The sequence below is a fragment of the Streptomyces macrolidinus genome (assembly GCF_023887685.1).
GTDB lineage: Bacteria > Actinomycetota > Actinomycetes > Streptomycetales > Streptomycetaceae > Streptomyces > Streptomyces macrolidinus.
On the sequence record NZ_JAMWMR010000026.1, the window covers coordinates 88,727 to 100,387 of the forward strand.

The 11,661-nt window shown below is 69.5% G+C and carries 11 protein-coding genes; 6 read left to right on the forward strand and 5 right to left on the reverse strand.

Annotated features, from left to right (window positions below):
* Positions 1-5: 5 nt before the first annotated feature.
* Positions 6-719 (reverse strand): PAQR family membrane homeostasis protein TrhA, encoded by a 714-nt coding sequence (gene trhA / locus NGF19_RS24495; RefSeq protein WP_252427449.1) that lies wholly within the window; start codon positions 717-719, stop codon positions 6-8.
* A gap of 320 nt (positions 720-1,039) precedes the next feature.
* Between trhA and NGF19_RS24500 the strand changes: the two genes are divergently transcribed.
* The 6 genes from NGF19_RS24500 to rfbD all read left to right on the forward strand — a co-directional run bounded on the left by NGF19_RS24500 (position 1,040) and on the right by rfbD (position 7,565).
* On the forward strand, positions 1,040-2,872 hold the full coding sequence (locus NGF19_RS24500; RefSeq protein WP_252427451.1) for a phosphoenolpyruvate carboxykinase (GTP): 1,833 nt from the start codon (positions 1,040-1,042) through the stop codon (positions 2,870-2,872).
* 209 nt (positions 2,873-3,081) lie between these two features.
* On the forward strand, positions 3,082-4,029 hold the full coding sequence (rfbA, locus tag NGF19_RS24505) for a glucose-1-phosphate thymidylyltransferase RfbA (RefSeq protein ID WP_252427453.1): 948 nt from the start codon (positions 3,082-3,084) through the stop codon (positions 4,027-4,029).
* Positions 4,026-4,625, forward strand: coding sequence for a dTDP-4-dehydrorhamnose 3,5-epimerase family protein (locus NGF19_RS24510; protein ID WP_252427455.1), 600 nt, complete (start codon positions 4,026-4,028; stop codon positions 4,623-4,625). The genes rfbA and NGF19_RS24510 overlap by 4 nt, the downstream gene beginning before the upstream one ends.
* Positions 4,626-4,898: 273 nt before the next feature.
* On the forward strand, positions 4,899-5,456 hold the full coding sequence (locus NGF19_RS24515; RefSeq protein ID WP_252427457.1) for a hypothetical protein: 558 nt from the start codon (positions 4,899-4,901) through the stop codon (positions 5,454-5,456).
* 157 nt (positions 5,457-5,613) lie between these two features.
* A complete protein-coding gene (gene rfbB, locus NGF19_RS24520; RefSeq protein WP_252427458.1) occupies positions 5,614-6,585 on the forward strand; it encodes a dTDP-glucose 4,6-dehydratase in 972 nt (323 codons plus the stop codon).
* Positions 6,585-7,565, forward strand: coding sequence for a dTDP-4-dehydrorhamnose reductase (gene rfbD / locus NGF19_RS24525; RefSeq protein WP_252427459.1), 981 nt, complete (start codon positions 6,585-6,587; stop codon positions 7,563-7,565). The genes rfbB and rfbD overlap by 1 nt, the downstream gene beginning before the upstream one ends.
* A gap of 61 nt (positions 7,566-7,626) precedes the next feature.
* Here the strand turns inward: rfbD and NGF19_RS24530 are convergent, their stop codons facing one another.
* The 4 genes from NGF19_RS24530 to NGF19_RS24545 all read right to left on the reverse strand — a co-directional run bounded on the left by NGF19_RS24530 (position 7,627) and on the right by NGF19_RS24545 (position 11,614).
* Positions 7,627-8,901, reverse strand: coding sequence for a glycosyltransferase (locus tag NGF19_RS24530; RefSeq protein ID WP_252427461.1), 1,275 nt, complete (start codon positions 8,899-8,901; stop codon positions 7,627-7,629).
* Positions 8,898-9,512: a tetratricopeptide repeat protein gene (locus tag NGF19_RS24535; RefSeq protein ID WP_252427462.1), complete on the reverse strand. Its 615-nt coding sequence runs from the start codon at positions 9,510-9,512 to the stop codon at positions 8,898-8,900. Before NGF19_RS24535 ends, NGF19_RS24530 begins: the two co-directional genes overlap by 4 nt.
* A 342-nt stretch (positions 9,513-9,854) precedes the next feature.
* Positions 9,855-10,280: an SCO4983 family protein gene (locus tag NGF19_RS24540; protein WP_252427463.1), complete on the reverse strand. Its 426-nt coding sequence runs from the start codon at positions 10,278-10,280 to the stop codon at positions 9,855-9,857.
* A gap of 122 nt (positions 10,281-10,402) precedes the next feature.
* On the reverse strand, positions 10,403-11,614 hold the full coding sequence (locus NGF19_RS24545; protein ID WP_252427480.1) for a pyridoxal phosphate-dependent aminotransferase: 1,212 nt from the start codon (positions 11,612-11,614) through the stop codon (positions 10,403-10,405).
* Positions 11,615-11,661 lie beyond the last annotated feature (47 nt).

Here is an 11,661-nt window from a genome sequence, read left to right on the forward strand (position 1 = left end):
GAGAGCTATGCGTGCTGGTACGCCACCAGGAAGATCCCCACGTAGTGCACGACGAACGCCGCGAGCGTGAAGGAGTGGAAGACCTCGTGGAAGCCGAACCAGCGTGGCGACGGGTTCGGGCGCTTGATCCCGTAGATGACGCCGCCCACGCTGTAGAGCAGTCCGCCGACGATGACGAGGACGAGGACGGCGATCCCACCCGCGCGCATGAAGTCGGGGAGGAAGAAGACGGCCGCCCAGCCCATCGCGATGTAGCAGGGGGTGTAGAGCCAGCGCGGGGCGCCGACCCAGAAGACCCGGAAGACGATCCCGGCCGCCGCCGCGCCCCATATGCCCCACAGCAGCCACTGCCCCTTCGCGCTCGGCAGGAGCAGGAGGGTCAGCGGCGTGTAGGTGCCCGCGATGATCAGGAAGATGTTGGCGTGGTCGAGCCGGCGCAGCACCCCGCTCATGCGCGGGCCCCAGTCGCCGCGGTGGTAGAGCGCGCTGACGCCGAAGAGCAGACAGGCCGTCAGGACGTAGATACCGCAAGCGATGCGCCCGCGGGTGGAGTTGGCGAGGGCGGTGAGGGTCAGGCCCGCGACGAGGACGGCGGGGAACATGCCCAGATGCAGCCAGCCGCGGAGCTTCGGCTTGGCCGGATGGGGCAGCGAGGGCGCGACGGGACCGCGGCCGACTGCCGGCGAGTCCGTGGGCGCGTCGGGGACGGACGCAGTCATGCGGGGCATGGTACCTACGGGGTCGTAAGTTGCGAATCAGGGGGGCGGTTGATATTGGCCGACTCGTCCCCTGTATGCCTGGGGTCCGCGAGGGGCGTGGAACGCAAAGACTCCCTCAAGCCGGGTGTGGTCCGGGTAAGGGGAAACGGCTGGTGGCGTGGCGATTCTCACGTTGCTCAGGTGTGCGCTCCCCTGGACAGATGGGCGTTTTCGGCGGATGATCAAATGAGTGCAGTCGGCACCGGATGAGCGGCTACGAAGCATCCGGGTCGAGGCCCCCACGGGGCAATCAATAAAAAACCCCTCTTCTAGGAGCAATCGTGGCGCGCGACATCGCGGCTCCCTCGACCGTCCTCACCCAGCACAAGGAACTGATCTCGTGGGTCAACGAGATCGCCGAACTGACCCAGCCGGACAGCGTGGTCTGGTGTGACGGATCCGAGGCCGAATACGAGCGTCTCTGCGAGGAGCTCGTCCGCAAGGGCACCTTCAAGAAGCTCGACCCGGTCAAGCGCCCCAACTCCTACTACGCGGCCTCCGACCCGTCCGACGTCGCCCGCGTCGAGGACCGGACGTTCATCTGCTCCGAGAAGGAAGAGGACGCGGGCCCGACCAACCACTGGAAGGCCCCCGCCGAGATGCGGGAGATCTTCCAGGGCAAGGACGGCAAGGGCGGCATCTTCCGCGGCTCCATGAAGGGCCGCACGATGTACGTCGTCCCCTTCTGCATGGGCCCGCTGGGCTCGCCGCTGTCCGCGATCGGCGTCGAGATCACCGACTCCGCCTACGTCGCGGTGTCCATGCGCACGATGACGCGCATGGGCCAGGCCGTCCTGGACGAGCTGGGCGAGGACGGCTTCTTCGTGAAGGCCGTCCACACCGTGGGCGCCCCGCTGGCGGAAGGCCAGGAGGACGTCCCCTGGCCCTGCAACCAGACCAAGTACATCTCGCACTTCCCCGAGGACCGCGAGATCTGGTCGTACGGCTCCGGCTACGGCGGCAACGCCCTGCTCGGCAAGAAGTGCTACGCCCTGCGCATCGCCTCCGTCATGGCGCGCGACGAGGGCTGGCTCGCCGAGCACATGCTGATCCTCAAGCTCACGCCCCCGCAGGGCGAGGCGAAGTACGTCGCCGCCGCCTTCCCGAGCGCCTGTGGCAAGACCAACCTCGCCATGCTCGAGCCGACGATCTCCGGCTGGACGGTCGAGACGATCGGTGACGACATCGCCTGGATGCGGTTCGGCGAGGACGGCCGGCTGTACGCGATCAACCCCGAGGCCGGCTTCTTCGGGGTCGCGCCCGGCACCGGCGAGCACACCAACGCCAACGCCATGAAGACGATGTGGGGCAACTCCGTCTTCACCAACGTCGCGCTCACCGACGACGGCGACGTCTGGTGGGAGGGCATGACCAAGGAGGCCCCGGCCCACCTCACGGACTGGAAGGGCAACGACTGGACGCCCGCGTCCGAGACCCCGGCCGCCCACCCGAACGCCCGCTTCACCGTCCCGGCCTCGCAGTGCCCGATCATCGCCCCCGAGTGGGAGGACCCGAAGGGTGTGCCGATCTCGGCGATCCTCTTCGGTGGCCGCCGCGCCAGCGCGGTCCCGCTGGTGACCGAGTCCTTCGACTGGAACCACGGTGTCTACCTCGGCGCCAACGTGGCGAGCGAGAAGACCGCCGCGGCCGAGGGCAAGGTCGGCGAGCTGCGCCGCGACCCGTTCGCCATGCTGCCCTTCTGCGGTTACAACATGGGCGACTACATGGCCCACTGGATCGACGTGGCCAAGGACAAGGACCAGTCCAAGCTGCCGAAGATCTACTACGTCAACTGGTTCCGCAAGAACGACGAGGGCAAGTTCGTCTGGCCCGGATTCGGCGAGAACAGCCGCGTGCTGAAGTGGATCGTCGAGCGCCTGGACGGCAAGGCCGAGGGTGTCGAGTCCCCGATCGGCATCCTGCCGACCAAGCAGGCTCTGGACACCGACGGTCTTGACCTGTCCGACTCCGACCTGGACTTCCTGCTCACCGTCGACAAGGACGTGTGGCGCGAGGAGGCCGCGCTGGTCCCCGAGCACCTCAACACCTTCGGTGACCACACGCCGAAGGAGCTGTGGGACCAGTACCGCGCGCTGGTGCAGCGCCTGGGCTGACGCCCACCGCACGCTCCGCGGCCGGTCGGACTTGCCCTGACCTGCGACGTCGCCAGTACCGGCCGCGGTGACGACAAGACGACAGGGGCGGGGTTCCGTACGAACGAGTACGGGACCCCGCCCCTGTCGCGTTTCCTTCGCGTGACCCGTACAGGCCGCATTCAGTAGCATTCGCCAGCATTCAAGGGCAATTCGCCTATCGTGACGGCATGCGCGGAATTCTGTTGGCCGGCGGCACCGGCTCGCGGCTATGGCCGCTGACCCGCTCGGTGTCGAAGCAACTCCTGCCGGTCTTCGACAAGCCCCTGGTCTATTACCCGCTTTCCACACTCGTGATGGCCGGAATCCAGGAGATCCTGATCATCACGACCCCCGAAGACCAGTACCAGTTCCGCCGGTTGCTCGGCGACGGCGGTCAACTGGGCCTGCGTCTCTCCTATCTGGCACAGGAGCGACCGGAGGGCATCGCCCACGCGTTCGTCCTGGGAGCGGACTTCATCGGCGACGCGTCCGTGGCGCTGATCCTGGGCGACAACATCTTCCACGGAAGCGGCCTCGGCACACGGCTGGCCCGCCATCGCGACGTGAAGGGCGCAAGGATCTTCGCCTACCAGGTCGCCGACCCCTCGGCCTACGGCGTGGTGGAGTTCGACGCGCAGGGCCGGGCGCTCTCCGTCGAGGAGAAGCCGGACCGCCCGAGGTCCCGGTACGCCGTGCCCGGACTGTACTTCTACGACCGCCACGTCGTGGAGATCGCCCGCGGCCTGGTGCCCAGCGCCCGGGGCGAGTTGGAGATCACCGACCTCAACCGCGCCTGTCTGGAGGCCGGGACGCTCCAGGTCACCCGACTCGACCGGGGCACCGCGTGGTTGGACACCGGGACCTTCGACTCCATGGTCCGCGCCGCGGAGTTCGTCCGCGTGGTCGAGGAACGCCAGGGGTTCAAGATCGGCTGCGTCGAGGAGGCAGTTTGGCGGGCGGGCCTGATCGACGACGAGCAACTCCGCGCGCTGGCCCAGCCGTTGCTCAAGAGCGGATACGGCCACTACCTGCTGCGGCTGCTGGAGGACTCCCGAGCTGCCATGCGACTGCCGGCTCCGGCTCCGTCCTCTTCCCCTGCCCCTTCTCCTCCCGTACGGAAGGAATCAGTCACGTGAAACCGCTGGGCATCGAAGGGGCCTGGGTGGACACACCCACCGTGTTCGCGGACGACCGGGGCAGATTTCACGAGTGGTTCAAGGGCGACAGGTTCCGCGATTCCGTCGGTCAGGGGCTCGACCTCCAGCAGGCCAATTGCTCCCGCTCCGCGCGCGGAACGCTCCGGGGCATCCATTTCGCCTCGGTCCCGCCGGGTCAGGCCAAATACGTCACATGCGTCGGTGGCGCGGTTCTCGATGTGGTGGTCGACATCCGTACCGGCTCTCCGACGTACGGCACCTGGGAGGCGGTGCGGCTCGACGACATCACGCATCGCTGTGTCTATCTCTCGGAAGGGCTCGGCCACGCCTTCATGGCGCTGGAGGACAACTCCACGGTGGTCTACCTGTGTTCACAGGGGTACGCGCCACAACGCGAGTACGGCATCGACCCGTTGGACCCGGCCCTGGGGATCGCCTGGCCCGAGGGCATCGCGCCGCGCCTGTCCGACAAGGACGCGGCGGCGCCCACGCTGGCGGAAGTCGAACGCAAGGGCCTGCTCCCCTCCTTCGAGAGCTGCGGTGCGTATCGCAGAAGCCTGGTGACCGGCGGCTGAGGCGGGGTGGGTCGTGGAGGCGGGGCCGGTCGAGGAGGCGGCCGATGCCCCGTTTCCCCGCTCAGTGCCGTACGGGTGATCCTGTGCACGAATACGGATCTGTCGGTAATCATTCCATGACGCAGCGTCAACACTGATCCGCATCCGTGGCCATCAATATCGGCGACGGAACACGTATGCGACGCGCATCGCGTGCGCGAACTCGCGGCGTGGTCACTCCCAGTGCAGGAGAAAGGCTCTTCGGTGAACCGTAAGACGATTCGTAGGTCACGCGTGAGGTCCGCCGCTCTGGTGTCGGCGGGTGCGGTGGCCCTGGCGCTCAACGTCGCCCCGAGTGCGGCGGCCGTCGCCGACGCGATCCAGCGGTCCGGCGCGGACAGCGCTGTGGCGGTCCCCGGCCCGAACGGCGCGGACGGCGCGCGCGGTGGCGGGGGTCACGGCAAGGACCATGGCCGCGGCCCCCAGGGTCCTCAGGGCCCCCAGGGTCCGCAAGGCCCGCAGGGCGCGACGGGCGTCGGTACCCAGGGCCCGCAGGGTCCGCAGGGCGCCGAGGGCGTCGGCGCCCAGGGCCCGCAGGGCGCCCAGGGCGCGTCGGCCGATTTCGCCAACACCTACGTCCTGACCGGGCCGCCCGGAGTGCAGTCGACCGTCCACTGCCACGACGGTGACACGGCCATCGGCGGCGGATACAACGAGGTCGGCACCGGCATCGCATTCATCCCCGTGGAGAACAAGCCGATCCCCGGCACCGACGACCACCGTGCCCTCGGGTGGCAGGCCACCACCACCGTCGGCTCGAGGATCGAGGCCTACGTGATCTGCGGCCACTGAGCCGCCTGAGCGTCGGTGCCCCCAGGCTGCCCCCGGGCTGCGGTCTGGCGGGCACCGTTCGCGTTCCCGGCGCGGCAGGTCCGCGCCGGGCGGCACACATCATCGTCCGTCCCGCACCGCACGCGGGGCGGCAGGACAACGGACAACTCGGAGAGCTATGCGCATCCTCGTGACCGGCGGCGCCGGCTTCATCGGTTCGGAATACGTCCGCCGACGGCTGAGCGCGGATCCGGCGGAGCGGATCACCGTCCTGGACAAGCTGACCTACTCGGGCGTCGAGGAGAACCTGGCCCCGGTGGCGCACCACCCGGGCCATCGCTTCGTCCGGGGAGACATCTGCGACCCGGAGCTGGTCGACCAGGTGATGGCGGGGCAGGACGCGGTGGTGCACTTCGCGGCCGAGTCCCATGTGGACCGGTCGATCGAGGGGGCCGGTCCGTTCGTCCGTACGAACGTGCTCGGCACCCAGGTGCTCCTCGACGCCGCTCACCGCCACGGCGTCGGCCGCTTCGTCCAGGTCTCCACGGACGAGGTGTACGGCTCGATCGGCGAAGGCTCCTGGACCGAGGAGTGGCCACCGGCGCCGAGTTCCCCGTACTCCGCGTCGAAGGCAGGTGCCGATCTGCTGGCCCTCGCCTACCACCGCACCCACGGCCTGGACGTCGTCGTCACCCGGTGCTCCAACAACTACGGGCCGTACCAGTTCCCCGAGAAGGTCGTCCCGCTCTTCATCACGCATCTGCTCGACGGGCGGACGGTGCCGCTATATGGGGACGGCCGCCACATCCGCGACTGGGTGCATGTCTCCGACCACTGCCGGGGCATCGACCTGGTGCTGCACGGCGGCAGGGCCGGGGAGATCTACCACATCGGCGGCGGCACCGAACTCAGCAACCACAAGCTCACCGGCCTGCTCCTCGACGCGGCCGGGGCGGACTGGGACCGGGTTGCGTACGTGGCCGACCGCAAGGGCCACGACCTGCGCTACTCGCTGGACGACAGCAAGATCCGCGAACAGCTCGGCTATGTCCCGCAAGTCTCCTTCGCGCAGGGGCTGGCCGAGACGGTCGCCTGGTACCGCGCGCACCGCGCCTGGTGGGAGCCGCTCAAGCGCAGGGCAGGGCTGTGATGACCACGAAGACGACCAGGAAGACGACCACGAACTGGCTGGTGACCGGGGCGCGTGGGCTCCTCGGCCGGGACATGGTGGAGGAACTCGCCACCGACCCGGGCGCCACGGTCACGGCACCGAGCCGTGCGCAGCTCGACCTCACCGACCCGACCGCCGTGCGCGCCGCCGTCGCCGGGCAGCGCGTGGTCGTCAACTGCGCGGCCTGGACGGACGTCGACGGCGCCGAGCGATCGGAGCAGGCCGCAACGGCCGTGAACGGCAGGGCTGTTCGCGATCTCGCCCGCGCCTGCGCCGAGCACGACGCACTCCTGCTGCATCTCTCCACCGACTACGTGCTCCCGGGCGACATCCCGCAGCCGTACCCCGAGGACGCGCCGACAGGACCCGTGAACGCGTACGGGCGGAGCAAACTGGTGGGAGAGCGGGCCGTGGCCGAACTCCTCCCGCGCACCGGCTACATCGTGCGCACGGCCTGGCTCTACGGCGCGCACGGCCGCAACTTCGTGGCCACCATGCTCGAACTCGCCGCCCGGAACGCGACATTGGACGTGGTCGCCGACCAGCACGGCCAGCCGACCTGGTCCCGCGCGCTGGCCCGGCAGATGGCGATCCTGGGCCGGGCCGCACTCGCCGGACAGGCACCGGCAGGCGTCTACCACGGCACGGCGGCCGGTCACACCACCTGGTACGGCCTGGCCCGTGAGGCCTTCCGGCTCGGCGGACTCGACCCCGAGCGGATCCGCCCGGTCGGCTCGGCGGCGTTCCCGCGCCCGGCCGCCCGCCCGACGTACGGCGTACTGGGCCACGGCGCCTGGCCGCGCGCCGGGCTCCCGCCCCTGCCCCGGTGGGAGGACCAGCTCGCCGAGGCCATGAGCACCCCGGCCTTCGCCGCACTGGCCACCGCGGCGCGCGCGTCCACCGATCGGGGTGCCACGTCAGCGTCCGCGTCCACGTCAGCGTCCACGTCCCGGACCTGAGCGCACGCACAGGCGCCCCGCGGGAACGACTGTTCCCGCGGGGCGCCTTGTCGGACCGGGCCTACACCAGCAGCGGCCCGCCGCACCGCGCCGCGCCGTCCTTCATCGCGATGAGGTTGGCGACGACGTACGAGATGTCGTTCTGGGAGTGCCACTCGGTCGGGAAGTAGGTGACCAGCCGCGACGACTGGAACCGGGCCTTGATCTCGGGCACGAAGGCACGGTGCTGGTTGTTCGTGTAGTACCAGAACGAGTTCTCGTTGTAGAACGCGACATGGGTCGGGTCCTGGTACGCGCCCCGCCCGTCCGAACTGGGCGTCAGTGTGATCAGCATGCCGCCGGGCGCCAGCAGCCGGTACAGCTCGTTGATGAGCGGCACCTTCCCCGGTACATGCTCAAGGAAGTCCACCGCCCGGATCACACCGACCGAGTCGTCCGGCAGATCCAGCTTCCCGGGCAGGGTCGCGACGATGTCGACGCCCTCTCCCGGATACTGGTCCACGCCCAGGTAGCCGACCGGCTTGCGGTGGGCCGCGCCGAGGTCCAGCGCGAGCAGCCCGCGCCGCGCGGTCCAGGCCAGGGAGTTGGCCTCGATGTACTTGTCGTACAGGGCGACCGTCTCGCGCTGGATGTGCGCGTTGATCTCCGGGTCGGACTGGGTGTTCGCCGAGTGAACCCGCTGGAGGTACAGACAGCGGTTGATGTGGTGGAAGTCGCCGAGGTGGAAGAGGCGGCACATCAGATCCTGGTCGTCCAGGACCGTACGCGTGGCGTCGTACCCGCCGGTCTTCTCGTAGGCGTCCTTGCGGAAGGCCCGCACATGGTTGGGTGCGTACCAGATGTACGAGACGTTGTGCGGCGTCGGTTCCAGGGAGATGACCTGGAGCACCGTACGGCCGTCGACGTCGACCTCCTCGTAGCGCCAGCCGCAGGTCTCGTCGAAGCGGCTGTCGTCCCGCTTGCCGTCCTCGGTGATCTGCGCGGTGTTGCTGTAGACGAAGACGGCCTCCGGGTTCGAGTCGAACGCCTCGCCGAGTTCCGCCAGGCACGCCTTCGCCAGGATGTCGTCGTGGTCGAGTTCCACGAGGATCTCGCCGCGCGCCAGTTCACAGGCCCGGCGCTTGGCCGCCCCGACGCCGCGGATCTCGTCCGCGATCTCCACCCGGACCCGGTCGTCGGGCTGCTCCGGCCGCCATCGGGCGCCGTTGTTGAGCAGGACGATCCACTCCCAGTCCGAACAGGTCTGCGCCTGAAGGGAGGTGAGGCACTCATCGAGGAAACGGGGCCGGTGGCTGGGGGTGAAGACGGAGAACCTCGGTGTCGCGGCCGACGTCATCTGGCGCTCCCTGCGTGGCTCGATGTCGGTGAGGGGCTGACGGACTTCCTGAAGCGTTCCGGTACCCGGGAGGCCAACGAGGGCTCCGCCGCGACGGCTTGACGGAACGCGGCCGTGGCCTCGTCGTCACGGCCCTTCTCCGCCAGGAGCGCCCCGAGTTGCAGGTCGGCGATCGGGGCCATCCTGGGATTGGCCGCGGCGGTGCGCTTCAGCAGGTCGATGGCGCGCTCGGGTTCGCTGGCCCTCAGCAGGACGGCCTCGCTGAAGAGGGCCGGGGCGAACTTCGGGTCGATCTTCAGCGACTTGTCGAAGTCCGCGCGGGCTTCGGTCGCCTTGCGGTCCCTCAGCGCGATGATCCCGAGGCTGTACCAGGCGAGCTTGTTGTCGGGGTCCAGATCGAGGACGCGCCTGAAGGCCCCGGCCGCCTCCTTGGGGTTCTGGATCCGCTGGGCCTGCTGCAGCAGCGCGTCGGCCTGCCGGACCTTCGAGACCGTCGACGCGGGCTTGGATTCCGGGGTGGTTGTCGAGTGGGACTGCGTCGCCCAGACGGTCACGCCCGCGGCCATCGCCGCCGAGCCGATGAGCCCTGCCCACAATCTCCTACGTTTCACAGTGTCACATCTCGGAAGTGCGGGGGATGGATGAATGCGGCTGATCACCGGTGGGGGCGCTGAGAAGACCGTGGCGAGGCCGGCGGTATCGACGGCCCAACCACCGTCATGTGCGCCGACGTTACGAGCCCGCTCCGGAAGCGCCGCCGCGCGGCAGGCACTTGGGCGTGCAGACCACCCGAATGCACGTATCACCGAGGTCACCGGCCTCAACCGGCCGAGCCGTGTCGGGCGTTGAGGCGTCGAGCCGGGCAGGTGGAAGGGCACCCGGTCCGCGCGGCGCTGCGGGTGCGCGCGGACCGGGGCCGTCGAAGGGAGCCGTGGGGGGCGGCTCGGGGAGGGTCAGCCGGTGGTGATCGGCTTCCGTCGCTCGGCGAGCGCGGCGGTGTGCGCGTCCATGCGCCGCGCCGCCAGGATCGCCGCCGCGGTGTCCGCGCGGGACGCCGCCACCACCAGGGCGCGGCCGGCGAGCGCGTGGGCGCGCTGGTGGAGCGCCGCGATCTGCGGCTCGCTGCCGTGCGCGGCCGTCGTCGCGCGGACCGGCGGCACCTCGCCGCGCAGCCGCGCCACCTGCTCCGCGAGCCGCTCGGCGGCGGTGCGCAGATCAGGGGAGGGCGCCAGTGCGCACAGCTCGTCCGTCACCGTGAGCAGCGCCGCCAGATGGCCCGCGAGCTGGATGTCCAGCTCCTCCTCGCGTGAGCGGTGCGGGAAGTCGGGGGTGGGGCCGGCCATGGTGTGGACCGACTTGGTGCGGATCGGTTCGTACATGGGAAGGCCTCCTGTGCCGTGACAGGATGCCATCCTAGCTTAGAACTCGTCTAAAGTTGAGCCGGGTCGCGCAACGGTGTGAGGCGTACGCGCGCGGTGAGCGCCAGGGCTGCGTACCAGCGTCAGGGCTGGCTGTAGCCGTCCAGGAAGTGCCCGATGCGGGTGATCGCCGCCGTCAGGTCGCTCACTGTCGGCAGGGTCACCACCCGGAAGTGGTCGGGCTCCGTCCAGTTGAAGCCGGTGCCCTGGACGACCATGATCTTCTCGCGGCGCAGCAGGTCCAGCACCATCTGCCGGTCGTCCTTGATCTTGAAGACCTTCGGGTCGAGGCGCGGGAACAGATACAGCGCACCCTTCGGCTTCACGCAGGTCACGCCAGGGATCTGGGTCAGCAGCTCGTGCGCCGTGTCCCGCTGCTCCTTCAGCCGTCCGCCCGGCAGCACCAGATCCTTGATCGACTGGCGCCCGCTGAGCGCCGCCACCACGCCGTGCTGCCCCGGCATGTTCGCGCACAGGCGCATGTTCGCGAGGATCGTCAGGCCTTCGAGGTACGAGGTCGCGTGCGCCCGGGGGCCCGAGACCGACATCCAGCCCACCCGGTAGCCCGCCACCCGGTAGGCCTTCGACATGCCGTTGAAGGTCAGGGTCATCAGGTCCGGGGCGACCGACGCGGTCGGGGTGTGCGTGGCGCCGTCGTAGAGGATCTTGTCGTAGATCTCGTCCGAGCACACCAGGAGGTTGTGCCGCCGCGCGATGTCCGTGAGGCCGCGGAGCATCGCCTCGTCGTACACCGCGCCCGTCGGATTGTTCGGGTTGATGACGACGAGCGCCTTGGTGCGGTCGGTGATCTTCCGCTCGACGTCCGCGAGGTCCGGCATCCAGTCCGACTGCTCGTCGCAGCGGTAGTGGACGGGGGTGCCGCCCGAGAGGGAGACCGCCGCCGTCCACAGGGGGTAGTCCGGGGCCGGTACGAGGACCTCGTCGCCGTCGTCCAGCAGGCCCTGCATCGCCATCACGATCAGCTCGGAGACGCCGTTGCCGATGAAGACGTGCTCGACGTCCGTCTCGATGCCGAGGGTCTGGTTGTGCATCACCACGGCCCGGCGGGCGGCGAGCAGGCCCTTGGCGTCGCCGTAGCCGTGCGCCGTGGAGACGTTGCGGAGGATGTCCTCCAGGATCTCGGGCGGGCAGTCGAAGCCGAAGGCGGCCGGGTTGCCGGTGTTGAGCTTGAGGATGCGGTGACCCGCCGCCTCCAGTCGCATCGCCTCCTCGAGAACCGGGCCCCGGATCTCGTAGCAGACATTGGCGAGCTTCGTGGACTGGATCACCTGCATGCCCGTGAGCTTACGGCCGTGCGGCGCCGCGCGCCGCGTGTTCTGCA